Origin of the sequence: Aeromonas oralensis (assembly GCF_049665575.1) — a bacterium.
GTDB lineage: Bacteria > Pseudomonadota > Gammaproteobacteria > Enterobacterales > Aeromonadaceae > Aeromonas > Aeromonas hydrophila.
The window spans coordinates 1,044,754-1,069,977 of the sequence record NZ_CP187186.1 but is presented as its reverse complement, the minus strand read 5'-3'; the positions used below and the strand labels follow the sequence as shown (position 1 = coordinate 1,069,977).

The 25,224-nt window shown below is 58.9% G+C and carries 24 protein-coding genes and 1 pseudogene; 9 read left to right on the top strand and 16 right to left on the bottom strand.

The window, feature by feature from the left end:
• Positions 1 to 14: 14 nt before the first annotated feature.
• From nqrE to ACPDZI_RS05250, 6 genes are all read right to left on the bottom strand, one after another.
• A complete protein-coding gene (nqrE, locus tag ACPDZI_RS05275; protein ID WP_005303538.1) occupies positions 15 to 611 on the bottom strand; it encodes an NADH:ubiquinone reductase (Na(+)-transporting) subunit E in 597 nt (198 codons plus the stop codon).
• A gap of 3 nt (positions 612 to 614) precedes the next feature.
• Entirely contained in the window at positions 615 to 1,247 is a 633-nt protein-coding gene (locus ACPDZI_RS05270; protein WP_005303545.1) for an NADH:ubiquinone reductase (Na(+)-transporting) subunit D, read from the bottom strand.
• A complete protein-coding gene (locus ACPDZI_RS05265) occupies positions 1,240 to 2,028 on the bottom strand; it encodes a Na(+)-translocating NADH-quinone reductase subunit C (protein ID WP_011705063.1) in 789 nt (262 codons plus the stop codon). Before ACPDZI_RS05265 ends, ACPDZI_RS05270 begins: the two co-directional genes overlap by 8 nt.
• On the bottom strand, positions 2,018 to 3,247 hold the full coding sequence (locus ACPDZI_RS05260; RefSeq protein ID WP_011705062.1) for an NADH:ubiquinone reductase (Na(+)-transporting) subunit B: 1,230 nt from the start codon (positions 3,245 to 3,247) through the stop codon (positions 2,018 to 2,020). The genes ACPDZI_RS05265 and ACPDZI_RS05260 overlap by 11 nt, the downstream gene beginning before the upstream one ends.
• A gap of 3 nt (positions 3,248 to 3,250) precedes the next feature.
• Positions 3,251 to 4,594 (bottom strand): Na(+)-translocating NADH-quinone reductase subunit A, encoded by a 1,344-nt coding sequence (locus tag ACPDZI_RS05255; RefSeq protein WP_011705061.1) that lies wholly within the window; start codon positions 4,592 to 4,594, stop codon positions 3,251 to 3,253.
• 440 nt (positions 4,595 to 5,034) lie between these two features.
• Positions 5,035 to 5,343 (bottom strand): BolA family protein, encoded by a 309-nt coding sequence (locus ACPDZI_RS05250; protein ID WP_011705060.1) that lies wholly within the window; start codon positions 5,341 to 5,343, stop codon positions 5,035 to 5,037.
• Between the two features lie 206 nt (positions 5,344 to 5,549).
• Between ACPDZI_RS05250 and ACPDZI_RS05245 the strand changes: the two genes are divergently transcribed.
• The 6 genes and pseudogenes from ACPDZI_RS05245 (at position 5,550) to ACPDZI_RS05220 (ending at position 10,729) form a co-directional block, all read left to right on the top strand.
• Positions 5,550 to 6,692: a methyltransferase gene (locus ACPDZI_RS05245; protein WP_073349189.1), complete on the top strand. Its 1,143-nt coding sequence runs from the start codon at positions 5,550 to 5,552 to the stop codon at positions 6,690 to 6,692.
• A 24-nt stretch (positions 6,693 to 6,716) separates the two neighbouring features.
• The gene (locus ACPDZI_RS05240) at positions 6,717 to 7,289 is read left to right on the top strand and encodes a YajG family lipoprotein (RefSeq protein WP_011705058.1); all 573 of its coding nucleotides are present in this window, start codon (positions 6,717 to 6,719) and stop codon (positions 7,287 to 7,289) included.
• 15 nt (positions 7,290 to 7,304) lie between these two features.
• Positions 7,305 to 7,855, top strand: a pseudogene (locus tag ACPDZI_RS05235) (peptidylprolyl isomerase).
• A 116-nt stretch (positions 7,856 to 7,971) separates the two neighbouring features.
• Complete coding sequence (locus ACPDZI_RS05230) at positions 7,972 to 8,301, top strand: hypothetical protein (protein ID WP_202010944.1); 330 nt, start codon at positions 7,972 to 7,974, stop codon at positions 8,299 to 8,301.
• A gap of 85 nt (positions 8,302 to 8,386) precedes the next feature.
• On the top strand, positions 8,387 to 9,766 hold the full coding sequence (locus ACPDZI_RS05225) for an AmpG family muropeptide MFS transporter (protein WP_073349185.1): 1,380 nt from the start codon (positions 8,387 to 8,389) through the stop codon (positions 9,764 to 9,766).
• 156 nt (positions 9,767 to 9,922) lie between these two features.
• The gene (locus tag ACPDZI_RS05220) at positions 9,923 to 10,729 is read left to right on the top strand and encodes a nucleoside-specific channel-forming Tsx family protein (RefSeq protein ID WP_171282339.1); all 807 of its coding nucleotides are present in this window, start codon (positions 9,923 to 9,925) and stop codon (positions 10,727 to 10,729) included.
• Positions 10,730 to 10,831: 102 nt separating this feature from the next.
• Here ACPDZI_RS05220 and ACPDZI_RS05215 read toward each other — a convergent pair whose 3' ends face one another.
• Positions 10,832 to 11,314 carry a YajQ family cyclic di-GMP-binding protein gene (locus tag ACPDZI_RS05215; protein ID WP_011705055.1) on the bottom strand — a complete coding sequence of 161 codons (483 nt, stop codon included), beginning with the start codon at positions 11,312 to 11,314 and terminating at the stop codon, positions 10,832 to 10,834.
• Positions 11,315 to 11,671: 357 nt separating this feature from the next.
• Here ACPDZI_RS05215 and ACPDZI_RS05210 point away from each other — a divergent pair, with 357 nt between their 5' ends.
• Together ACPDZI_RS05210 and ACPDZI_RS05205 are read left to right on the top strand one after the other, a co-directional pair.
• Positions 11,672 to 12,619, top strand: coding sequence for a ketopantoate reductase family protein (locus tag ACPDZI_RS05210; RefSeq protein WP_438834142.1), 948 nt, complete (start codon positions 11,672 to 11,674; stop codon positions 12,617 to 12,619).
• A gap of 33 nt (positions 12,620 to 12,652) precedes the next feature.
• Positions 12,653 to 13,228: a DJ-1 family glyoxalase III gene (locus ACPDZI_RS05205; RefSeq protein WP_438834141.1), complete on the top strand. Its 576-nt coding sequence runs from the start codon at positions 12,653 to 12,655 to the stop codon at positions 13,226 to 13,228.
• Between the two features lie 97 nt (positions 13,229 to 13,325).
• Here ACPDZI_RS05205 and alsS read toward each other — a convergent pair whose 3' ends face one another.
• Together alsS and budA are read right to left on the bottom strand one after the other, a co-directional pair.
• Positions 13,326 to 14,996: an acetolactate synthase AlsS gene (gene alsS / locus ACPDZI_RS05200; RefSeq protein ID WP_438834140.1), complete on the bottom strand. Its 1,671-nt coding sequence runs from the start codon at positions 14,994 to 14,996 to the stop codon at positions 13,326 to 13,328.
• Between the two features lie 27 nt (positions 14,997 to 15,023).
• Positions 15,024 to 15,803: an acetolactate decarboxylase gene (budA, locus tag ACPDZI_RS05195; protein WP_044799392.1), complete on the bottom strand. Its 780-nt coding sequence runs from the start codon at positions 15,801 to 15,803 to the stop codon at positions 15,024 to 15,026.
• Between the two features lie 109 nt (positions 15,804 to 15,912).
• Between budA and ACPDZI_RS05190 the strand changes: the two genes are divergently transcribed.
• Positions 15,913 to 16,821, top strand: coding sequence for a LysR family transcriptional regulator (locus ACPDZI_RS05190; RefSeq protein ID WP_438377851.1), 909 nt, complete (start codon positions 15,913 to 15,915; stop codon positions 16,819 to 16,821).
• Positions 16,822 to 17,269: 448 nt separating this feature from the next.
• Here the strand turns inward: ACPDZI_RS05190 and ACPDZI_RS05185 are convergent, their stop codons facing one another.
• From ACPDZI_RS05185 to ACPDZI_RS05155, 7 genes are read right to left on the bottom strand one after another with little or no spacing between them, the layout of a single operon-like run.
• The gene (locus tag ACPDZI_RS05185; RefSeq protein WP_438834139.1) at positions 17,270 to 18,070 is read right to left on the bottom strand and encodes a hypothetical protein; all 801 of its coding nucleotides are present in this window, start codon (positions 18,068 to 18,070) and stop codon (positions 17,270 to 17,272) included.
• The gene (locus ACPDZI_RS05180; RefSeq protein WP_438834138.1) at positions 18,070 to 18,336 is read right to left on the bottom strand and encodes a hypothetical protein; all 267 of its coding nucleotides are present in this window, start codon (positions 18,334 to 18,336) and stop codon (positions 18,070 to 18,072) included. The genes ACPDZI_RS05185 and ACPDZI_RS05180 overlap by 1 nt, the downstream gene beginning before the upstream one ends.
• A gap of 60 nt (positions 18,337 to 18,396) precedes the next feature.
• Positions 18,397 to 19,128: a hypothetical protein gene (locus ACPDZI_RS05175; RefSeq protein WP_438834137.1), complete on the bottom strand. Its 732-nt coding sequence runs from the start codon at positions 19,126 to 19,128 to the stop codon at positions 18,397 to 18,399.
• A complete protein-coding gene (locus tag ACPDZI_RS05170) occupies positions 19,128 to 20,462 on the bottom strand; it encodes a hypothetical protein (RefSeq protein WP_438834136.1) in 1,335 nt (444 codons plus the stop codon). The genes ACPDZI_RS05175 and ACPDZI_RS05170 overlap by 1 nt, the downstream gene beginning before the upstream one ends.
• On the bottom strand, positions 20,459 to 22,306 hold the full coding sequence (locus tag ACPDZI_RS05165; protein WP_438834135.1) for a toxin VasX: 1,848 nt from the start codon (positions 22,304 to 22,306) through the stop codon (positions 20,459 to 20,461). Before ACPDZI_RS05165 ends, ACPDZI_RS05170 begins: the two co-directional genes overlap by 4 nt.
• The gene (locus ACPDZI_RS05160; protein WP_438834134.1) at positions 22,303 to 23,172 is read right to left on the bottom strand and encodes a DUF4123 domain-containing protein; all 870 of its coding nucleotides are present in this window, start codon (positions 23,170 to 23,172) and stop codon (positions 22,303 to 22,305) included. The genes ACPDZI_RS05165 and ACPDZI_RS05160 overlap by 4 nt, the downstream gene beginning before the upstream one ends.
• Entirely contained in the window at positions 23,172 to 25,217 is a 2,046-nt protein-coding gene (locus ACPDZI_RS05155) for a type VI secretion system tip protein VgrG (protein WP_438834133.1), read from the bottom strand. The genes ACPDZI_RS05160 and ACPDZI_RS05155 overlap by 1 nt, the downstream gene beginning before the upstream one ends.
• Positions 25,218 to 25,224: the final 7 nt, after the last annotated feature.

Sequence of the window (25,224 nt, the reverse complement as noted above, 5' to 3'; positions counted from 1 at the left end):
TATTTCCTTTCCGATTACAGGGAAATACCAGAGAAGGACATGAAGCCCAGCGCCATCAGACCCGCAGTGATGAAGGTGATGCCGAGGCCGCGCAGGCCTTCCGGAACATCGGAATACTTCATCTTCTCGCGGATCCCCGCCATCGCGACGATGGCAAGCATCCAGCCGGCACCCGAACCCACGCCATAGACCACGGACTCAACGAAGTTGTAGTCACGCTGCACCATGAAGGAGACGCCACCGAAGATGGCGCAGTTCACGGTGATGAGCGGCAGGAAGATACCGAGCGCGTTGTAGAGAGCCGGGAAGTACTTGTCCAGCGCCATCTCCAGGATCTGCACCAGTGCCGCGATCACCCCGATGAAGGTGATGAAGCTCAGGAAGCTGAGATCCAGGCCGGAAACCAGGGCGCCATCCTTGAGGACGTAGTTGTAGATCAGGTTGTTGGCCGGGACGGCCACGGTCTGAACCACGATAACGGCGATCCCCAGGCCCATGGCGGTCTTGACCTTCTTGGACACCGCCAGGAAGGTACACATCCCCAGGAAGAAGGAGAGAGCCAGGTTCTCGATGAAGATCGAGCGAATCAACAGACTGATATAGTGTTCCATACCTTAATCCTTCGCCTCCACCTGCTTGGGATCCTTGGTGCGTACGCCCCAGATGATCAGACCAATGATGAAGAACGCACTCGGCGGCAGCAGCAGCAGGCCGTTGGGCACATACCAGCCGCCATTGTTCACCAGCGGCAGCAGTTCGATGCCAAACCAGGTACCGGAGCCCAGGATCTCGCGCACGGTGGCCACGGTCAGCAGCACGGCACCATAACCCAGACCGTTGCCGATACCGTCCAGGAAGGAGGGCAGCGGGGCACTCTTCATGGCATAGGCTTCGGCACGACCCATCACGATACAGTTGGTGATGATGAGGCCGACGAACACCGACAGCTGCTTGGAGATGTCGTAGGCATACGCCTTGAGCACCTGGTCAACCACGATAACCAGCGAGGCAATCACCGCCATCTGGGCGATGATCCGCACGCTGTTCGGGATCTGGTTGCGGATCAGGGAGATGAACAGGTTGGAGAAGGCGGTGACCGCGGTAACGGCCAGCGTCATCACGAACGCCGTCTTCATCTGGCTGGTAACGGCCAGCGCGGAACAGACCCCCAGCACCTGCAGTGCGATGGGGTTGTTGCCGAGCACAGGCGTCAACAGCAACTTTTTCATTTCGCTCTTGTCAGCCATTGTTGATTTCTCCTGCACGAACCTTGGCCAGGAAAGGACCGAAGCCCTTGGGACCCATCCAGAAGTCGAAGGTATGCTGTACGCCGTTACCGGTCAGGGTCGCGCCGGACAGGCCGTCGATCTCATGCTCGGAACCAGCCGGAGCATGACCCTTGATCACCCGCAGTGCCGGCATGCCATCCTGATCGAACAGCTTCTTGCCGACGAACAGCTCGCGCCAGGCCGGGTTTTCAATCTCGCCGCCCAGACCCGGGGTTTCACCGTGGTCGTAGTAGGTGATGCCCTTGATGGTCTGGCCATCGGCCGCGACCGCCACGAAGGCGTACATGGTGGACCACAGACCCTGGCCGTAGATCGGCAGGATGATGTTGTCGACCTTGCCCTCGGCATCTTTCGCGAAGAACACCGGGATCAGTTTGGAGATTTGACGCAGGCCGGCCTTGTCGTCGGCCGGGGCCAGACGAATGCTCTTGGCCGGGTCTTTTGCCGCCAGCTTGGTATCGAAGTTGTCGGCATCGCCGTCAACGAACTCACCGGTAGTCAAATCAACCAGACGCGCTTCAATCTTGTCACCGTACAGCTGGGCCAGATCGCGCTTGGCCACGCTGCTGATGTCGACACCGGCGACGGACAGAATGTTGCTTTGCTTGTCCAGCGCCCGGTTTTCCAGCTGGGCAGGACGCAGTCCCACGGCGGCCACGGAGACCACGATGGAGCAGACCAGGCACAGACCGGTCACTATGGTGAGGGTGCCGACAGTAGAGTCTTTATTAAACGCCACGAGCGATCCTCCGCTTGATGTTCGCCTGCGCCACGAAATGGTCAAACAAGGGGGCAAACAGGTTGGCAAACAGAATGGCCAGCATCATGCCTTCCGGGAAGGCGGGGTTCACCACCCGGATCAGCACCACCATCACCCCGATCAGGGCGCCATACCACCACTTGCCCTTGTTGGTGAAGGCAGCGGAGACCGGATCGGTCGCCATGAAGGCCATACCAAAGGCGAAGCCGCCCAGCACCAGATGCCAGTGCCACGGCATGTTGAACATGGGGTTGGTATCGGAACCGATGACGTTGAACAGCAGAGAGGTCGCTACCATGCCGATCATCACACCGGCGATGATGCGCCAGGAGGCGATCCGCATGTAGACGATCATGGCTGCACCGATGAGGATCATCAGAGTGGAGACTTCACCGATGGAACCGGGCAGGTTGCCAAGGAAGGCGTCCATCCAGCTGATGGTCTGGCCGGTAGCACCGTTGATCAGCGCCATCTGGCCGCCCTGGGCCCACTGGCTCAGTGCGGTAGCACCCGAGTAGCCATCGACGGCAACCCAGACTGCATCACCGGAGATCTGGCCCGGATAGGCGAAGAACAGGAATGCACGACCCGCCAGCGCCGGGTTCAGGAAGTTCTTGCCGGTACCACCGAACACTTCCTTGGCCAGCACCACACCGAAGGTGATACCCAGGGCAGCTTGCCACAGGGGCAGCTCGGGCGGCACGATCAGCGCGAACAGGATGGAGGTCACGAAGAAGCCTTCGTTGATCTCGTGCTTGCGCACCATGGCAAACAGCACTTCCCAGAAACCACCGACCAGGAACACGGTCAGGTAGATGGGCAGGAAGTGGGCAGCACCGATCAGCATCTTGCTGCCGATGCCGGCGACGGCCGGATCCAGCGAAGCACCCAGCAGGGTGGCGATGGTGTATTGCCAGGTGTCGGCACCGGCAGCCGTGCCCAGATGGGCGATGGCGGCGATGGATTGGTTGCCGACGTTGTACATGCCCCAGAACATGGCCGGGAACACGGCCAGCCACACCATGATCATCATGCGCTTCAGATCGATTGCATCACGGACGTGGGCAGCATTTCGGGTCACGGAACCCGGGGTATAAAACAGGGTGTACGCCGCTTCGAACAGGGCATAGTACTTGGCGTACTTGCCACCCGGCTCGAAGTGATGTTCCATATTTTCAAGAAGTTGCTTGAAACTCATCGCTTAACCTTCCAGTTCGATCTTGGTCAGGCACTCACGCAAGACTGGGCCGTACTCGGTCTTGCCGGGGCAGACGAAGGTACAGAGCGCCAGATCTTCCTCATCCAGTTCCAGACAGCCGAGTGCTTGCGCATTGTCGGTGTCGCCGGAGACCAGATCCCGCAGCAGCAGGGTCGGCAGGATGTCGAGCGGCATCACCCGCTCATAGTTGCCGATAGGCACCATGGAGCGGTCACTACCGTTGGTGGTGGTAGTGAAGTTGATGAGTTTGCCCTTCATCAGGTGAGAGAGGGTGGTACGGGTGATGGAGAACTTGCTGGCGCTGGGATTGACCCAACCCAGGAACTCTTTCTCGCGACCTTCACCCAGTACGCTGACCTGATTGTGGTAGCGACCCAGGTAGTCATGTACCCCTTCGGCCTTGGCACCGCTCAGCAGGGAACCGGAGATGATGCGATTCTCGTCCGCACGCAGCTCGTTGTTGGTCAGCTGGCTGATGCAGGCGCCCATGCGGGTGCGCAGCAGACGCGGCTTGACCACGTTCGGGCCGGCCAGCGCGATCACCTTGTCGGTAAAAATCTGACCGGTGGTGAACAGCTTGCCGTAGGCGATCACATCCTGATAGTTGATGTGCCACTGCACCTTCTTGGCACCGACCGGGTCCAGGAAGTGGATGTGGGTACCGGGCAGACCGGCAGGGTGCGGGCCGACGAACACCTCTTCCTTGACTTGCGCCAGGGAAGCGTGCGGCAGGCTCGCCTCGCCCTTGCAGACGTAGACGGTGCCATCGGTCAGACGAGTCAGCACGGCCAGACCGTCGAGGAAGGCCTGGGCCTGTTCCTTGATGATCAGCTCCGCACTGGCAGCCAGCGGGTTGGTGTCCATGGCGGTGACGAAGATGGCGCGAGGGGTGGAACCCACGGCCGGCACCTTGCTGAACGGGCGGGTACGCAACGCGGTCCATTGGCCGGATGCGACCAGGATCTCCTGCACCTTGCTGCGCTCGAGCTTGGCCAGCTCGGCAGACGCAAAGTGCTCGAAGGTCACCTGCTCGTCGGACCCATCGATATCGATGACAACGGATTGCAGAATGCGCTTGGCACCCCGGTTGATCTCTGAAACCACACCGGTGGCGGGGGCCGTGAATTTAACGCCGGGATTCTTCTTATCTTCGAAGAGCTCCTGACCTTTAATGACGCGATCACCTACTTTGACAAACATAGTAGGACGCATCCCCACGAACTCTTCGCCGAGTGTAGCAACACGGGTGATGGCCGGGCCATCGTAGATTACTTGCTCCGGAGCACCCAGCACGGGGATGTCCAGTCCTCTTTTAATTGTAATCATACTCACTTGCACTACCGTTAAGGGAAGACAGGTTGGTTAGCGCCGAGAAATACATCACGACGAGTTGTTGAATGAGCCCGTTGATGTTGCTGGATGATGTCGAAGAAACAAACAAATCAGCAACATACAGAGTCATTCAAAAGCGCCTGAGTTTACCACTTATGGCGAGTTGCCTGCCATGCAAAATGGGGAAAATCCCCGCTCTATCACAAAATCATCGAAATTTAATCATGCGGTTTTTTTTCACGAAACCTCAGGCACGACTTCGAGTTAGCCATTATTACCTAAAAATAGGTAATGAATTTATGTTCAAAAAAAGATTAGAAATCTTGATGTCACGGCGGGAGGTTGACGTCCCGTTCCACAGCCCGGGACGCCACCGAAAAACGTTTATGAATTGTTAACTGGTCGCAGATTGAGTAATCAATTCGTCAATAGCCTTAGGAGAGGCCGTTTTTGCTGACGCAACTGGGGGTGGTCGGAGCCTGTTCCCGCTGTTGCCACTCCTGCTCGGTATAGGTATGCAGCGCCAATGCATGAATGGCCCCCGCCAACTCTTCGGCCAGCACCCCGTTGACCTGACGATGACGACCCAGCAGCCGCTGTCCTTCGAACGCCTGGCTTACCACCACCACCTTGAAGTGGCTCTCGGAGCCCGGTGCCACCCGGTGCATGTAGCTTTCGTTGATCACTTCCAGATGGCTGGGGGACAAGGCGGCGGCCAGCTTGGCCTCGATCTGTTGTTGCATGGTCACGAGCAAAACTCCCAAAGTGGATGTCCGGCCATTGTAGCCAGGGTTAGCCGTATGACGAAATCACCCAGAACGGGAAAATGGCACGCTTTTCCCGTTCTGCCGCAGCGGCCGGGACTGGTGAAATTCTCCGCCCCCGCTAGAATAGCGCCACTTTGCGCCCCGTCGGCGCCCGTTACATGAATCAGCTGGACACTTCGCCTATGCAAACCCTTCTCGACACGGCCCATTGTCGCCTGACCCTGTATCGCTATCCACGCCAGCTCCAGGATCCGTTGCAGGCCTGGGACGCCGCAGACGAGTACCTGATCAACACCCTGGCCGAAGATCCTCTCGAGCGCGACGGCCCGGTCATCATCATGAATGACGGCTTCGGCGCGCTGGCCGCCTATCTGCACGGCCATGCTCCCGTCAGCGTGACCGACTCTCATATCAGCGAGCGGGCCACCCTGGCCAATCTGGCCGAGAACGGCCTGGATCCCCATGCCATCCACCTGCAGGATGCACTTACCCCCCTGCCCGATGCCCCCGCGCTGGTGGTGATCAAGGTCTCCAAGTATCAGGCACTGCTGGAGCAGCAACTGCTGGCCCTGCGCCAGGTGGCCACCCCCGCTACCCGCGTCATCGCCGCCGGCAAGGCCAAAGACATTCACAGCTCCACTCTGGCGCTGTTTGAAAAATACCTGGGGCCGACCCGCACCTCGCTGGCCTGGAAGAAGGCCCGCCTGATTCACTGCACCCCGGCGGCTACGCCTGCCGAACGGCCTGCGCTGGCCAATCCCTTTCCCACGGTCTGGCAGCTGGAGGGCACCGACATGCTCATCCACAACCACGCCAACGTGTTTTCACGCACCAGCCTAGACATCGGCGCCCGCTTCATGCTGGACAACTTGCCGATCCACAGCGCCCGCAAGGTGATCGATCTGGGTTGCGGCAACGGCGTGCTGGGGCTCTCCCTGCTGGCGCGGGACGCCGAGGTGGAGGTGACCTTCATCGACGAGTCCCACATGGCGGTCGCCTCGGCCCGGCTCAACGTCGAACACAATCTGCCGGCTGCCCTGCCCCGTGCCCACTTCTTGGTCAACAACTGTCTCGACGGCGTGGCGGTCGGCTCGGTCGACCGGATCCTCTGCAACCCGCCGTTCCACCAGTTGCAGGCGATCACCGATCATATCGCCTGGCAGATGTTCAGCGATGCCCATCGGGTGTTGCCCAAGGGCGGCGAACTCTGGATAGTAGGCAACCGTCACCTGGATTATCACAACAAGCTCAAGCGCCTGTTTGCAAACGCACAAGTCGTTGCGTCGAACAGCAAATTCGTTATTTTGAAAGCCATCAAACGCTAAACAGAAAGCTAAAGGAAACCCATGATGAAAAAGTCACTCTTGCTGCTGGCCGCCCTGATGCTGGGTGGTTGTGCGACTCACTGGCCGGAGACCGCCCTGCTCAACCCGCAGGTGATCCCCTCCAATCAGCAGTACTACTCCGGCAACCGCATCACCCTGGAAGGGGTGGACAAGCGTGAAGCCGCCTACGTCTTCTCCATCAAGAAGAAAGAGAAGGCTGCCGTGCTGGTCAACAGCGAACAGCCGCTCAACAACCTGCTGGCCGAAAAGCTGGCAGAAGGGTTGCGCAGCCAGGGGCTGGAAGTGGGCAACAGCGGTACCACCAACCTGACCCTCGCCATCTCCAGCGCTGCGGTCACGGTGGAAGAGAAGACCTTCACCTATGTCACCAAGTCCCGCGTCAGCCTGCAGGTGATCGCCGATTTCCAGGGCAGCAAGCTGACCAAGCAGTTCAACATGTCCTCCAGCAAGGAAGGCCCGGGTGAGCCGAGTATGGCCGAGCTGGAATCCATCCTGAACCAGCAGTTGGGCAGCCTGCTGCAGCAGATCATGGCGGACAACGCCCTGCGCGGTTATCTCAAGGGTCAGCCGAGCTGAGCGAGGAGCGGATAGATGAAAAAACTCTGGTTACTGGCCATGCTGATCGCCCCGCTGGCGTTCGCCGGCCCCAAGGTCAGGATGGAGACCAACCACGGCAATATCGTGGTGGAGCTGGCCTCCAAACAGGCGCCGCAGACGGTGAAGAACTTCCTGCGCTACGTGGCGGATGGCAGCTATGACGGCAGCATCTTCCACCGGGTGATCCAGGACTTCGTGGTGCAGGGGGCGGCTACAACCAGCAGTTCCAGCAACTGCCGACCTTCGATCCCGTGGTCAACGAGTCCAAGGGCGGCCTGCCCAACAAGCGCGGCAGCATCGCCATGGCCCGCACCCAGGCGGTCGACAGTGCCACTCGCCAGTTCTACTTCAACCTGGTCGACAACAACAACCTCAACGCCAATGCCGGCGCCGGTTATACCGTGTTTGGCCAGGTGGTGCAGGGCATGGAGGTGCTGGACAAGCTGGCCCAGGTGCAGACCGGTTACAGCCCGATCCTGCGTGCCAATGACGTTCCCACCAGCCCCATCATCCTGAAGAAAGTGGTGCTGCTGGCAGACAAATAACGCGGAGCGGATCACATTCCACCACCCCGCGCGCTGGGTCGCCGGCGCCCCTTTCTATACTCTGGCCTTGCCCCGCTGTTCGGGACTAGGCCCACATAGAGGAGAAGGAGGTTCCGGTGACCTGCAATGATTACATCGCCCAGCACGCCATCCCGCTGGCCCAGACGGTTCGTCACTTTCTGGCACGAGAGATCCCCTATCAACAGCTGGAAGATCTGAGCTGGCAGCTGTTGTCCCACTGGCAGGATCTGCCCCAGGTTCCCGCCGACAAGGCCCCCGCCTCCGAGCAGGAGGGGGTATTCTGGCACCTGCTGCACAGCCTGCATCAATGGGATGAACAGCAGATCATCGCCGACGTCTGGCTGCGCCTGCAGCTGATGGAGTGCGCCAATTACCTGACCACGGACGGGCCGCTGCCGCGCCACTGCATCGGTCTGCGCCCCTGAATCGCACAACGCCACCCCCGGCTTGCCTTGGCTATCCTTCTCGAACCTGACAAAATGGCGCAATTTTCCCAGAGGAGTCAGGTATTTGAACACTGTCCGTACACCGAGCTGGCGAGACTCGCTCGCCGTCTACCTTGAGACTCGGGTTCTCATCCTGTTTGCCATGGGATTCTCTTCCGGCCTGCCGCTGCTGCTGGTGTTCGGCACCCTGTCGTTCTGGCTGCGCGAAGCGGATGTCAGCCTGACCGACATCGGCTACATGAGCTGGGTGGCGCTGGCCTACGGCTTCAAGTGGCTGTGGTCACCGCTGGTGGATCGGCTGCCGCTCCCACTGCTCTCTCGCTGGTTGGGCCGGCGCCGCAGCTGGATGCTGTTCTCCCAGTTGCTGATCGCCGCCTCGCTGGTGGGCATGGCCTTCTGCGATCCCAAAACCCAGCTCGCCCAGCTCGCCCTGTTCGCCCTGCTGGTAGCGTTTGCCTCCGCCACCCAGGACATCGTCATCGACGCCTATCGCATCGAGTCGGCCCCCGAGCGGCTGCAGGCGGCCATGGCGGCCTCCTACATGACCGGTTACCGGCTGGCGATGATCATGGCCGGCGCCGGCGCATTGGCGCTGGCCGCCTGGCTCGGCAGCAACAGCGGTTATGACTACAACGGCTGGCGACTCACCTATCTGCTGATGGCGGGATTGATGTCCCTCGGCGTCATCACCACCCTCTGTTGTCATGAACCGGTGATCGACCTTGCCAGCCAGAATGAGCAGCAGGCGGCCCACAAGGCCTTGTTGCTCGCCCGTGGCTGGCCCGTTTCGCTGGCCGGGCTAGGCGCCTGGAGCCACGAAGCCATCTGGTGTCCGTTTGCCGACTTCTTCCGCCGCTACGGCGGCTCGGCCCTGCTGATCCTCGGGCTCATCGCCTGTTATCGCATCTCGGACGTGGTGATGGGGGTGATGTCCAACAGCTTCTACGTGGACATGCAGTTCAGCAAGACCGAGGTAGCCACCATCACCAAGGTGTACGGGGTCATCATGACCCTGGTGGGGGCCGCATTGGGCGGTGTGCTGGTGATGCGCTTTGGCACCCTGCGCATTCTGTTCCTCGGCGCCCTGCTCACCGCCAGCACCAACCTGCTGTTCGCCCTGCTCAACGAGGTGGGCCACAACCTGGAGCTGCTGACCCTGATCATCTCGCTGGACAACCTCAGCGCCGGTATTGCCACGGCCGCCTTCGTGACCTATCTGTCGAGCCTGACCAACGTGGCCTTCTCCGCCACCCAGTACGCCCTGTTCAGCTCGGTCATGCTGCTGCTGCCCAAGCTGCTGGCGGGTTTTTCCGGTCGTTTCGTCGAACAGTTCGGCTACAGCAGCTTCTTCATCAGCACCAGCCTGCTCGGTATTCCGGTGCTGATCCTGATCGTGCTGGTTGCCAAACGAGGAAGACACTTGCTATCGGAATCGGATAAATAGCAAGCGTTTGCGTAAAATTGGGGGTGATTAGATTCACACTTCCGAATAAAGTTCCCCGATGCTGGTTTCTCCGATGAATTTATTTGGCTAGAATCCCTTCCGCTCCTTGTGGGCAGGCTACGGAAAACCTCAACTAACGCACAAGAGACCAATAAAATGGCCAAATTTACCAAGACTCTGATCGCTGCCGGTCTGCTGGCTGCCGCCGCTACCCCGGCCTTCGCTGCTGACTACAGCGGTGACATCCACAAGAATGACTACAAGTGGATGCAGTTCAACGTCATGCACACCATCGACCAGATGCCTTACAAGGATGCTGAAGGTGGCTACAACGATACCTACTTCGAAATGGAGTTTGGTGGCCGTTCCGGTATCTTTGATCTGTATGGTTACGTCGACGTCTTCGACATCTTCCAGAACCGTCACGACGACAAGCACAACCAAGATAACCTGTTCATCAAATTTGCTCCGCGTATCTCCATCGATGCCATGACCGGCAAAGATCTCTCCTTTGGTCCGGTGCAAGAGGTCTACATCGCTAACCTGGTCAACGTAGGTGGTCCGGATGGCCTGTTCGAAGCCATGACCGGTCTGGGTGCGGACGTCATGGTGCCCTGGTTCGGCAAAATGGGCATGAACCTGTACGCACGTCACGTTAATGAAGGCGGTGGCGAACAAGGCTGGAACGGCTATCAGTTCTCCATGAACTGGTTCAAGCCTTTCTACACCTTCTCCAACGGCAGCTTCGTAGCCTATCAGGGTTACCTGGATCACCTGTTTGATGCCAAGGACACTTCCACCGACGGTACCGCTATGTTCAACGGCCTGTACTGGCACTCCGACCGCTACGCCGTCGGTTACGGTCTGAAGTACTTCAACGACATCTACGGCATCCAGAACGGTTCCTACGGTCTGAAGACCACTGGTTTCGGCCACTACTTCTCCGTTACCTACAAGTTCTAATCGAACGGGTATCAGAGATACAAAAAACCGGAGCAGCTGCTCCGGTTTTTTTATGGCTTGCTGCCGGCAACAGGGGAGAGCCGTGCCCTCCCCCGGCCATCATCAATCGCGGAAATTCTGGAACTGCATCGGCTGACCCAGCTCGGCGCCACGCACCAGGGCCATGGTCTCCTGCAGGTCGTCGCGCTTCTTGCCGGTGACGCGCACTTCGTCACCCTGAATGGCTGCCTGCACCTTGATCTTGGAATCCTTGATCAGCTTCACCAGCTTCTTGGCGACTTCCTTGTCGATCCCCTGCTTGAACTTCACTGTCAGGTGGAAGCGCTTGCCGGAGTGAACGCTGTCGCCCACGTCCATGGAGCTGTTCTCGATGTTGCGCTTGAGCAGGGCAGCGCGCAGGATCTCGACCATCTGCTTGAGCTGGAAATCGGCATCGGCCTCCAGCTTGACCTCTTCCTTGTTCAATTCGAAGCTGGCTTCGACACCACGAAAATCGAAACGGGTCGCCAGTTCACGATTGGCGTTGTCGACGGCGTTCAACACCTCGTTCATTTTGACTTCAGAGACAATATCGAATGACGGCATAGTGGGCTCCTCATGTTGCGCTATAAGGGGGCAAATCTACCAGAATTACGGCAAATTTGCTGATTTCGATGGGGCTGCTCTGCTAGAATCCCCTGCGCACAGGAATGGCGAGACCCGTTAGAACCTGTTCAAGATCTGCCGCGAGAGGTCGTCCAGAAGGTAAAGTGCTGCGCAGGAACCGGCGTGTATATGAATATATCAGCTGACGGTTGCCTATAAGCAAGTCTCATACAAGCCTTGATCACGACCTCGTAGCAAGATGATGAACTCGTTTCTGGTGTCCGCCAGGCGACATCTTCACTTATCCCCGGCAGGCGGTTGACTGGAATGCAGCCCCTACCTTGATTGAGTCTCTCCATGCCAAGCGGATCACGCGATTACAACCTGACACAAAGTCGACACACCTCCTCCCCCCAATGGACACTGCTGGGCTGCGGCGCCCTGGGCGGCGTCTTCGCCTCCCTGTTGACTCAAAGCGGCCAGGCCACTCGCGTCTTGCTGCGCGAGCGCCACCGCGCCACCCTGCACCCCGGCATCGACTTCACCTCGCTGGAGGGCCACACCCAGCTCATCAACATCGAGCGCGGTTTCATCAGCCAGCCCGGCCAAGTCAAACGGCTGCTGGTGATGACCAAGGCCGGCCAGGTCATCGAGGCACTGACACCGCTGGTGGGCCAGCTGGCGACCGACGTGCCCATCGTGCTGCTGCACAACGGCATGGGGATCGCCGAGCAGGTAGTCACCCTGTTCCCGCACAATCCGATCATCGCCGGCGTCACCAGCCATGGCGCCATGCAGAGCGGCCACTTCGTGTTCCGCCACACCGGCAAGGGCGAAACCTGGCTCGGCCCGGTCAACGAGGCGGCCAGAGCCCACGCCGCCCTGGCTGACGATCTGGCGGTGGCCCTCGGCCAGGCCGGCTGGGATGAACAGATCCAGGCGCGCCAGTGGCAGAAGCTGGCGGTCAACTGCGCCATCAACCCGCTCACCGCACTCTACAAGCTCAAGAATGGCGAGCTGGCCGGCCCGCGCTTTGCCGATGCCCTGCAGCAGATCTGCGTGGAAGTGGCGGACGTGATGCAGGCCGAAGGCCAGCCCACCGACAGCGACGAACTGCTGCGCCGGGTCATGACGGTGGTGGAGCTCACCGCCGACAATTACTCTTCCATGTATCAGGACATGGAGCAGGGGCGCGAGACCGAGATCGAGGCCATCACCGGCTTCCTGCTGGCCCGGGCTGCCTGCCACGGCATCGCGGTGCCGGTCAATCAGGGTCTCTATCAGGCCATCAAAGAGAAGCAGTGAGCCCGGCGGGCTCGCCAACGCAAGGAGCAAAAGATGAGCGTACTGGTACTGGTGGCCCCCGGGTCGGAAGAGATCGAGACAGTCGCCATCGTCGATACCCTGGTGCGCGGGGCCATCGAGGTAGTGCTGGCCTCCTGCTGCCCCGCCGGGCAGCGCCAGATCCGCGCCTCCCGCGGGGTGCAGCTGGTGGCGGATTGCCACCTCGACGAGTTGGCTGACCAGGTGTTCGAGGCCATCGTAGTACCGGGCGGCCTGCCCGGCAGCGAGATCATCCGCGATACGCCGCGCGCCATCGCCCTGCTCAAGCAGCAGGCGTCGACGCAGCGCTGGCGGGCAGCCATCTGCGCCGCCCCCGCCGTGGTGCTGCAACACCATGCTCTGCTGGGGGATGCCAGTGCCACCTGCCATCCCGGTTTTCAGGACCGCCTCCCTGCGGCGCAGCTCAGTACGGCGCGGGTGGTAACCGATCAGGCCCATCGCCTGATCACCAGCCAGGGGCCGGGCACCGCCATCGAGTTCGCCCTCGAGCTGGTACGGGTGCTGCGCGGTGACGAGGCTGCCTGTGCGGTGGCCGGCCCCATGGTGTTGCCCCCCTCGTTCATGCCCTGAGTAAATTGCCCTCTCGCAATGACGGAGCGCCCCTTGCCGATTGGCAAGGGGCGCTCTGCGTTGGTCGGGCCGCTTCGCAGCCTCCCTCAGATCCGGCTCAACTGAGCATTTCGGGCCTGAGCTGCTCCATCAGCAGGTGGTTGTCGCTGTAATCCACCGGGATGGCTACCACCGCCGGCCCGCTCACCGCCATGGCGGCGCGCAGGGTCGCTCGCAGATCCTCGGCACAGGTGACGGCAAACCCGGCAGCCCCGAACGATTCGGCATAGGCCTTGAAGTTGATGGGGCCGAAACTCACTCCGGAGCTGCGGCAGTACTTTTTCTCCTCCTGCATCGCCACCATGTTGTAGCCGTTATCGACCCAGATGATGTGCACTATGTTGGACTTGAGCCGCACCGCGGTCTCCAGCTCCATGCTCGACTGCATGAAGCTGCCGTCACCGGACACCGAGATGATCTTCTCCCCCGGGCGCACCATGGCGGCCCCGATGGCCCAGGGCAGCGCCACCCCCATGGTCTGCTGGCCGTTGGAGATGAGCACCTGGCGGGCCCGGAAGCTGTAGAGATAGCGGGCAATCCAGATATGGAAGCTGCCCATGTCCACGCACAGGGTCATGTCCTGCCCGATGATGTCCTGCAGCTCCTTGACGATGCGCAGCGGATGGATGGGGGTGCCTCCCAACCGGCCGGCATGTTCGGCGAGCTGATGGCGCTGGGCACGGATCTCGCCGAGCAGCGCGGTAATGGCCGGATCCCGCGCCAGCGGCTGGTGCAGCATCCGGGTCAGCCGCGCCAGGTTGGCGCTGATGGAGCCCACCAGCTCCACCGCTGGGCAGTAGCTGCTGTCGATCTCCGCCGGCAGCGCATCGATGTGCAGCAGCTTGCGCTCACCGGTGCCGTTCCACAACACGGGATCGTATTCGATGGGGCTGTAGCCGATGCAGATCACCAGATCCGCATCCTGCAGCAGCTTGTCCCCCGGCTGGTTGTTGAACAGCCCCACCCGTCCGGCGAAGTCATCGAAATGGTGGGTATCCACCACCCCGGCCGCCTGATAGGTGCCGGTCACCGGCAACCGGCTCTTGTCGAGGAAGGCGCGCACCGCGAGGGAGTTTTCCGGCCGGCTGGCCAGCAGGCCGAGCAATACCACCGGTTTGCGAGCCTGCGCCAGCAAGCTCAGCGCTCGATCGATGCCGCGATCGTCGGCCGCACCAGGCTCCGGGATGGCGCTCGGCACCAGGATGGCGCCGTCGGTCGGCTCGTTGATGATGTCCATCGGCAGGCTGACGAAGGCCGCCCCGGGCCGCCCCAGCTCGGCGCTGCGAAAGGCGTTGGCCATCACCTCGGAGAGGGCGGAGCCGGTGCCCACCTGGGCGCTGAACTTGGTGACAGGCCGGCACAGGCTGACGGTATCCAGGCTCTGGTGGGTCAGCTTGAGGCCATCGGCCCGCCGCACGGCACCGCCCAGCGCCACCATGGCATCCCCTTCCGAGGTGGCGGTGGCAAGGCCGGTGATGAGGTTGGCACAGCCCGGCCCCGAGGTCACCAGCGCCACCCCGGCCTTGCCGGTCAGCCGGCCGACGGCGGCGGCCATGAAGGCGGCGTTCGCTTCGTGACGCACCACTATGGTTTCGATGGGGGAGTCCTCCAGCGCATCGAATACCCTGTCTATCTTGGCCCCGGGAATGCCGAATACCTGTTTGACCCCTTGCGCCTCCAGATGGCGCACCACCAGTTCGGCCCCACAGGCCCAGTGTTGATTTTCCATGATGTCACTCCTTGTTAAGCGAAGGGCTCAGCCTTCGGCGGCGCGGATGGCGCGGTCCAGATCGGCGGGATTGAGGTCGGCCTGCTGAAAGGCCGGATTACGGGGCAGCTCGATGTTGAGATGTTGCACCACCGACAGCTGCAGCTGGCCGTGGCCCATGGCATAGTCAAGGATGTGGCCGCCACCCCGGCGATCCTCGGTGATGAAGTGCTCGTGATAGCCGGCCACGTTGATCCCCTGCACGAAGGGCGGGCAACGAAAGCCGATCAGGGTGCCGCGCCGTTGGCTGAACGAGAACAGCGGCTGGGCTTCGATGGCCTCCAGCATGGGCTTGTAGGGGGGACTCTGACAGGGGACGGTGCGCACCTGCGCCTGCTCGAACAGGCCGTCGAGCCGAAAGGCGACGAAGACGTTGTCGGTGCCCACCAACCGATCCACCCACTGGTGGATCTCCTCGCGGCTCAGGGGATGATCGAAGCGGCGCTGCAGGCAGGGGCGAAAGTGGGTCATCACCGCAAACGGGGTCTTCTGCTCGGCCTTGGCCGGACGGGCCGAGCCGTCAGCCTTGAGCTGGTGGATCTGGCGCTCGAAGGCAATCAGCTCGCCGTCGAGCCGGTTGAAGGTCCCGAGGCCGAAGTCACCGTGGCGCAACAGGTCGGCCATGGTGGTCTCCCCCTCGTAAACCCCCGCCAGCAGGGCACTCATCAGGGAGCTCTGGTAGACCTCGCCGCCCCCCTGGCGAGCCTGCCAGCGGGCAAACTGCTGGCTTATCTCGATGGCGCAGTCACATGACGAATTGGTTTCCATTTGGATTTCACCTCCAATCCTGTTAGGTTGGCAAACCAGGATTCAATAGTGACCAAGATCACAGTTTGATACCAATATCCAAACCCATCAGCTTCGAGACGTACCAGATATGGAATTCCGTTACCTGCGCTACCTGGTGGCCGTGGCAGACAAACAGAGCTTTACCCGCGCCGCCGAGGCGCTGGGCATGGCCCAACCGCCGCTCAGCCAGCAGATCCGCAAATTCGAACAGGAGGTAGGCACGCCGCTGTTTCACCGGCTGACCCGCAGTGTGGAGCTGACCGAGGCGGGGCTGAGTCTCTATCAGGATGCCAAGGGGATACTGGCGCAGACCGAGCAGGCCATGCAGAAGGCCAGGCGTATCGCTCGTGGCCAGCTGGGCTCGCTGCGCCTCGGCTTTGCCGGCTCCACCGTGCTGCACCCGAGCGTGCTGCAACTCATCCACGACTTTCGCCAGGCCTGGCCGGAGGTCAGCCTGCACCCCATCGAGAACAGCATGCCCAATCTGGTGCGCGACCTGGTGAGCGAAGAGCTGGATGCCGCCATTCTGCGCCTGCCCTGCAGCAGCAGCTCGGCGCTGGCCCACCACCTGATAGACGAGGAGGAGATGCTGATCGCCCTGCCCCCGCACCATCCGCTGGCCGGCAGTGGTGCCATTCCCATCGAGGCGCTGGCGCAGGATCCCTTCATCCTGTTCCCCCGCGAGCTCGGGCCCGGGCTGCATGACGCCATCACCCAGCGCTGCCAGCGGGCCGGCTTCAGCCCCCGTCTCGGCAGCCAGAGCCCGCAGGTGATCTCCACCGTCGGCATGGTGCAAGCCGGCTTCGGGGTCGCCATCATCCCGCGCTCGGTCAGCGAGCTGCATCCCCACGGCGTCAGCTATCACCCCATCGCAGATGAGCCGCTCACCACTCGCATCAGCCTCGCCACCCGCCGCCATCCCCGCCAGAAAAGCCTGCAGCATCTGATTGGGCTGATCTCCCGCGCCAACCTTGAATCAAAGTCATGCAGAACTTGATGATAAAGAGGGGTACTTTAGAGACAAGGGCTGGTTACAGGGCTGTGCTGAGTCTTTGTCAGCATATATTTTTGGTAGGATAACGATACGGATCCATTTTGGCACTCCCACGACACCACCTAACCAACTCGCACCAAAGGTTCCTCTATGGCAATCAAACCGATGGTGTGCCCTTTAAAGTGAGTAGGAAAATATAGCAGTGATATCTACTGGGCATGGCCAGCGTCCGTCCAGCCTTGGAGTACCAGATATATAACTGTCAGGTTTGACTTGCTCCAGGCTTGTTCGCCAGTTGCTTAAACGCGAGAGTCCTTCATTGACAGGTCAATTTTCCCTGTTCTTTCCCCAAGTCGATTGCAGCAACCATTTATCTAGCCCTGAGCATTTTAAAATATTGAACAGCACGAAAAATCTAAATGTATATCAACAAGCGAGAGCCCCTTTAAAATTACTTGGTAAGCTCATCTAGCCTTCTTGGTACGCCTACATCCAGAGAACTGTGAGGAGCTCTATTTAATGACAATATAGTTTTAAATTCCCTATACTCCCGGCGATTTAATATTGGCAGCAAAGATGCCAATATTTTATTTAATTCATTTTTATAGCAGTAAAAGCTTGCAAACCCTGAGTAACCGAATGGGATGGTTTCGACTTGAACGAAGGCTGCATTATTGACCACCTTAATAACATTGACTTTACTTTTGTTGAACAATGTATATTCTACACTTTCTTCCTTTTTGAAATCAGTGAAGAAAATTGCAAAAAGTGCCATACCACCAACACCGACCAAGGATAACGGGCCTAATACGGCCACGGCCATAACACATACAAGTACACCTAACCAAGCCAATCCTCGAACCATTTTATAAGCTACATCAGGAATAGCATCCTGATAAATAGCAATAAGCCCTTCAGAGGTAAGTCGGTAATGATAATCTTTATCCGCCATTACCAAATAACGAAAATAGAGGGCTAGCCCCCCGCCCATCACAATAAATCCCCAACCTAGAGATATCATATTATCGCCTGACGCTAACCAAACCCCAATCAAGATCAAAATCCCTATTGGTATTGATATGATCAGCCAAGTATGGGGGTTTCTCACTCTAATGTTCCACTCATGTAACGTAGGAGCCTCACGCACCCTTTTTTGATTGGTATCGATAATGCGTTGTTGCTCCTCATGCGGCAGCAGATGGAAGGGGGTCTCTTGCTCACTCATCTCTATTACCTCATTCACTTTGTCCATTATTTATTCCCCCTATTGCCGACTACCAACGCAGACATGGTGTCCAGCTCGCCGCTGCTGCCACTCAATGTGACAGGACCGCCACTGCTACTACCACCATTGAAAATATACTCCCGCAGAATCATCCCCTCGAAATAAACTAACTCCAGTTTGATAGCCGAATTGGTATCAATCCCCAGCAGCAGGGTATAGACCATGCCACCTAAACTTCCGTATTGAGGCTCAAGAAGATCACCGGATGGTAAGCCAGCTTGTCCACCGAACAAACTGGCCTCCTAGTGAATAGCAATAACAGTTATTTCTCAATGGCAGTCGAGACATTAGAATCAAATAATTGGATGACCTTTTATATTTTTTATATCGACACACCTGATTTGATTTTTAATCATTTCAATAACACGTTCAAAATCCTCAGACTTACAATATAAATTGTCGCTATATGCGACTTTAAAGGGGGTGGATTCAAATCTCAGTGCCTTTTTCCTATTGGAAATAGAAAGCGTGTAGGGCCAGTCTTTTCTAAACATGGTTTCATGCTCTGAAACTTCACTTTTAAAGTCAGTGAAAAATACAGCAAAGAGCGCCATACCCCCAGCGCCAACCAAGGCTAGTGGCCCCAATATGGCGACCGCTACGACACATACCACCACACCAAGCCAAGCCAAACCACGCACTATGTTGTAGGCCACCTCGGGAATAGCATCTTGATAAGTAACGACTACACCCTCCGTAGTTAACCGATAATGGTAATCTTTATCCGCCATAACTAAATAGCGTAGGTAGGGAAACATTATCGCCCCCACTATAATAAATACCCAACCATTGGATGACTCATTCCATATCATGGCACTACCAATCAAGGTAGGTATTCCGATTAAAAAGAGTATCCCCAGCCAGGCAAATGCAGCTGGAACTCGGATGTCCCATTCATGAAGAGTTGGTGCCTCTCGCACCTTTTCCTGATTGGCATCGAGAATACATTGTTGCTCTTCTTGAGGTAGCAGATGGAAAGGAGTCTCCTGCTCATTGCCCTCAATAATTTCGTGTGTCTTTTCCATTATTTATTCCCTTGCTTGCCAGCCACCAACGCGTGCATGGTACCCAGATCACCGCTACTGCTATTCAATGTAACAGGACCGCTACTATTACTGCTGCCCTTGAAAATAAACTCCCGCTGACCCATGCCCCCGAGATAGCCCAGTTCCAGTTTGATAGCCGTATTGGTATCAATCCCCAGCGGCAGGGTATAGACCATCTCATCCCAACGTCCGCGTTGTGTCTCCAGCGTCCTAGGCTGCATGGCTGCCTGATAGCGCGCCAGATCCTCTTTGGAGCGCACCGGTACCATTTGACCGGCGCGAGCAATTGGCTGGCCGATGACCTTCAGCCCTATGCTCTGCCCTCGCAAGTGCGCAGGGAGCGAGAGTTGCAACTGCCACTGGGAACGACCTGTGTCCATCCACCCCTGAGGTACGGTACGTACCACAGTCAAACTGGCCCCAGGCTTATTGACCAACATTTCAAAGCGAGCCAGCTCATCTTCGGTAGACCAGTTGGCAGGCTGCTTGCCCCAGGTTGATTGCAGCAACCATTTCTCCAGATCCGAGCGTTTGAAGATATTCAGCAGCACTGTCAGCACCAGATAGGCGGCACCTAGCACAAAGAGCCCTACCAGCATCCAAGGCGCAAAAATCGCAGCGATTGATGAGAAACCCAATCCATTCCCCAACAGATAGAAGAGTTGTGCGCCAAAGATGATTCCTTGCCCCAGCAATACCCCTGCTTTCATCTGCAAGAGTGTTTTTTCCATGCTGCTTATCAAGGGATCCTTGCTGGCCTGAAAGGTATCCCACATTTCTGCCCCGGCCGCCGCCATCCCCAGGCTAGAAAAAGCCACCATACGCCAGGCAAAGCTTCTAACCCAGACCGCATGCCCACCTTCTTTTATTGCTGCTTTTATCGAGATTGCTGTCAGGGCTCGTTTACCCCCATCAGTAGTGAGCGGCTTTAACTTCTCCCACGTCGCCCCCTGATAGAGCGCGGCGATGGCATTACCCGTCCATGCGAAGGCAGAGCCCAGCTGCATATTTGCCCGTTCCCGGCCGATGGACTGGGCGTTTTGCGCCGTCCCTGCGATGACCACTGTCAGATTCCAGAGGTTGAGCAGGGCAACCAGCCCGCCAAAGGTCGCCAGATTGGGAATTCTCTCGTTCATGGCCGTGATGCGTTGATTCACGCCGCTACGTACGCTCGCCAGATAGTCACCAACATATTGTCTGGCTTGTTGCTGGTAGAGATCGCCTTTCAGTTTCACCAGCAGGGGCATTTCGCTGGCAATCAGGGTATCAAGCTGTTGTTGCAAGGTTTTTAGCTGACCGTTGATGGCCTTCACCGTGGTGCTGCGCCCGGGAGGGGGGAGCTGATGGCCGACATCTCCTTCACAATGATCCAGACCTTCTGCTGGAAGCGGTTGTGGAGCATCCGATAGTCTCGGTTGACCTGCAGCGGCTGATCGCCGAGCAGGGATTCCAGCAGTACCAGTCTGAGGTTGCCCGCCAAGCTGTTTTTCCAGGCATGGGGCAAGATGGCCGCCATGATCTGGGCGTGAGCCCCCTTGGCCATGGATTTTCCAGCCACTTTCATGGCTTCAATGACGGCTTCGATCGTCTGGAACCAGGATTTTTGCTTGAATCTCTCGTCCCCCAGTAGCGTCTCCAGATCAGCCGTTCTGCCAAAGAGAGCCGTCATATCGCCAGAGGAGGTGCTGAGCCAGACATTGTCTACCGTCAGCTCGCTCAGTCCCTTGTGCAACGCGGCATCAAAGCCATAAGGGGCCAGCGCCAGCAAGTTGTCGCGGCTCTTTTCGCCCAGCAGCTTCTCCAGCGCTTTCTTCCTCTCCTCCGTGCGGCAGCTAAGAGAGAGAACCGGCCCGGCCTCGGCAAACAGGGTCTGCAGATAGGCTTGTCCCTTGGGTGTTCTGTTGTCCAGACCAAAGGGCAGCGGATCGGCCTTGAGACGAGTCACACCGTTGAACAGATCTTCATGAGCCCGCGTCAGGGCCAGCTCCAGCTCATTGAGTGGCACCTGATACTGCTTGATAAAGGCATTGAGCCCGCTCCAGTTGACCTCATCCTGGAAGGCGGAGCGCTCTTTCCATTGGGCGACCTGTTGTTGGGATGGGTTGAAACCATATTGTTCCCGCAAGATTTTCAGCTTCTCATCAGCCCGTTTCCCCATGGGGGAGTTGAACCGCACCATCCCGGGCTCTGCCGTCATGCTCTCCATGTCGGCGAGGTAGCGATCCCCAAGATAATCATCCAACGCCTCTTCAAAGGCCTGGGTCCTAGCGACATTGCCCCTGACGGAGGCGGGTAACTCCTTCTCGTCGAGCCGCACCCTGGCCAGGTTGCGCGTGACCTCCGCCATCATCAGCTTGTGGCTGTTGACCTTGATGGTGGCATCATCTTTCCCCAGCAGAGCTTCGCGCTTGGCGAGCAGTTGATTGACCTTCATGGAAAGGTCGGCAAGGTCGGCCAGCGGGTCCTCCAGAGCAACCACCATGGCGCTCTTGGGATCCGGTATGCCCGCCTTGTAGGCAGTCGGTGAACTCGCAGGTTTGTGAGCCAGCAACTTGATCCCCTGCTTGTCCTCCTCGGCAGGCTTGGCAAGGGGGGTTGAAGAGAGCACAAATCCCTTGTTGGACATCCCCAGGTCCGCAACCTTGTCGAGCACATCTGGCAGACCGCAATGAGGGGCCTTCATGGTGCTGGCAAAACTGCCCAGTTTCACCTGCCGCATCCAGGTGGTGCGCAAACCGCCGCTCTTTTCCATCTCATTCTTGATGCGCCCCGTCCAGCGCTGGGGAGAATAAGCGAGGGAGAGGGTATGGCTCGCCGGGTAGAGCAGATGCCCCTTGCTTCCCTTGCTCTGGCTGATGAAGGTCGCTCCCTTTATCTCGTACTCATCAAATGTCTTGGTCTTTTCGTCATACACATAGAGCCAGCCATCACGCAACTGGCGCAAGGCATAACCGCTCTCTTTCAACTTGAGAGGCACCACAAAGCCTGCTCCGGCGGGGACTGGGTGAGGCTGCTTTTGTGGCGGGGAGAACGGCTCATCCAGGGCATAACGCACCGGGATGATGGCAATCTTCTTGTTCTTGAGCGGACAGACTCCTGCCGGGCTCTTGCTGTCGGTCGTGTTTGCACACTGGGCGGCTTGATTGGGCGTACTCATGCGTCTTGATCCTTGTTGCTCAATGCGGCAGCAAGCTCGGCGGCCTGCTCGATACGTTGCGAAGGGGTCTGGGGTGAACGCTGGGTAATCAACGCCTTGATCCGGGGATGCTCATCTTCATCAAACCAGTCACTGCCGAGATACCCCATCACATTGAAAAACAGCAGCAGATCCCGCTCGCTTTCGAATCCCTGGGCATAGGCGTAATCAGCCCAATGGGCAATCCAGGCCATGGGTTCTGGCAGCGTCTGCATGCGAGCCCCAAACCAGGTGTGCATGTGTGCTCTTATCCCATCGAGGGTGTGCAACCAGCTCACCTCTCCCAGACGGCGCCACTGTACGTCGGAAAGTCGCAGGCGATCCCCCATGGGGGATCCCATTCCAGGCGCGGCAACCTTGTGCTGCCACACCTGCCTCTCCCCCTGCCGGGTCTGGATCCAGACTTGAGCCACCCCCTGCCAAAGCCAGGGTTCATCATCCATAAACAGCCGCCACATGGTCTCCGGCATGGCCAGCTTGAGCAAAATCCTGCTGCCATAGGGACTCTCCACCTCGATAAGCCCACGCAGTCGCTCGGCCAACGGCAACAAAGAATGAGGGGACGATAACAGGTAACCCCATGATGCATCGCGGTTTTGCATAAACCAATCCAGCAGATTGGGCGTTGCACAGACCAGACAGGGGCTCACTTCTCGCAAGCTGTCCCAGGGGGCGTGAAGGTAGACGGGCTGATAGGAAGGCGATGGGTCCTGCTCGAACAACGCGCGCTCCAGCGCGGGAATGCGCGCCCCATCGAGCAACAGATAGAGTTGCTCTCCGCTGTTCAGCTCGATGTCGGGACGCTCTGCGACGAAAGCCATGGCCATCAGCCACCACCCTCCTGTCTGGCCAGTTGCTCACAGATCTCGCACACAGGTTCGGCAGACTTGAGCGTCGCAATCTGACGTGCGGGGTCCATGGGAGGTGGTGGTGCCACCACCTCAACCACCTTCGGTTGGATCGGCATCTGGCCACCCCAGCCAGAGCCAGAACCCGGGCTGCCGCCGGAGTTCATCTTGATGGAGCCACCACTGAGGGTAACGCCACCGGCATCGAGCTTCACAAAGCTGCCGCCCACCTTGAGGGTCAGCTCGGCACCGGCCTCCATCACGATCTTCATGCCCGCCTTGTGATGAACCTCGCTTCCCGCCTCCACCAGCAGCGACTGCCCCAGCTTCTGATGCAGGCTGGCATCCACCGTCAGCGAGTAGTCGGCTTTTATCTGGTCACGCTTCTCGCCCTCCACCGTCAGGTGATCGTTGGCCTTGATGCGGGTCACCCGCTCGTTGTCGATATCGGTGTGCTGGTCGTGCTTGATGTGCCAGGCGGCATCGTTCTCGATGAGTACGTTCAGGTCTTTCTGACCGTGGATGTAAATCTCTTCCTGCCCCGCCTGGTCTTCAAAGCGCAGCTCGTTGAAGCCCTCACCCTGGTGGGTTTCGGTGCGCAGCACGGTGCGGGTCTTGTTGGCTGGCAGCTCATAGGGCGGCCGGTTGGTGGCGTGGTAGGTACGACCGGTGACGATAGGCTGGTCGGGGTCCCCTTCCAAAAAGCTCACGATGACCTCGTGGCCGATGCGCGGGATGGCCATCATGCCGTACTGACCGCCGGCCCAGCCCTGGGAGACCCGCACCCAGCAGGAGCTCTGGTCGTTGCTCGAGCCGTAGCGGTCCCACGGGAATTGCAGCTTGACCCGGCCATGCTCGTCGCAGTAAATCTCCTCCCCCTCGGGACCCACCACCATGGCGATTTGCGGGCCATCCACCATGGGCTTGTGGGGGGCCTCGGGGCTGCCGATGCGTGCTCGCCAGGTAGTGCTCGCTTTCACCACCCCGAATTCGTTGTGATAGACAGTGGGGCCGCTGCCGCCTTCCTCTTCCAGCGCCTGCGGCTGCAAGCCGGTGTGCTGGATGCGCACGATTTGCCAGTCGGTGTTGAGGCTGCCGTTGGGGTGTTCGGTGAGTGAAAACGTCTGGCCTGGCAGCAGAGCCGCGCTGTTCGACTTGCCGCTGCCCGCCACGGCGTCATTGCGCAGGGCATCGAGCCGATGCTGGGCAAAGGCCTTGCCGCTGCCATCCTGCTTGTAGCGACCCGGATAGTCGAAGTGCTGGTAGGTATCGCGCTGGTGTTCGAGCTCTGCGCCCTGTTTCTTGTGGGAGAGACCATAGGCCGGCGTCTTGAAGCTGTAGTCTTTGAGCTCCACATCCGAGGGGCGTACCGCCTCGCGGTAGTGGAACTGGCGGACATAGGGGCCTTGCTCGAGGGAACGATTGCCTAGGTTGAAAAAGAGCTCGGGGCCGGCGGTCAGGGCGGCTGCGTCATCGGCAAACACGATGCGGTGCTTGCCCGCTTCAAACTCGTGGAAGTAGAACATCCCCTCTTCGGCGGCGAGCCGGTTCACGAAATCGAGGTCGGTTTCCCGATACTGAACGCAGTATTCCCGCTTGGCGTGCTCGTTTTTCAGGGCAAAGGCGTAGTCGGTGATGCCGTGCTCTTGCAGGATAATTGAGAGGATTTCATCGGGCTTTTGCGCCTGGAAGATGCGGGAGTTCTGGCGAAGCGACAGACGCCACAGCGCCGGCTGCACCAGCAGCTGATAGCGGGTGCGGCGAAAGCCGCTGTCACCCTGCGCGAAGTCACTCACCACCCCGCACACCCGGCGTTGCAGCTCGCCGTTGTACCACACCAGCAGCTCGCACGGCTGGTCCAGCACGGCGCCAAAGTCTATGTCGGGCTGGGCACTTGCCAGCTCCAGGCGCAGGTTGAACGGCCGGTTGAGCGCTTCATCCAGCGCAAACTCGGCCACCACGAAGGTGCTCTCGGGCAGGGCCCCTACCTTGACGGTAAATTGTAATCCTGTGCTGTCTGCCATGAAGCGC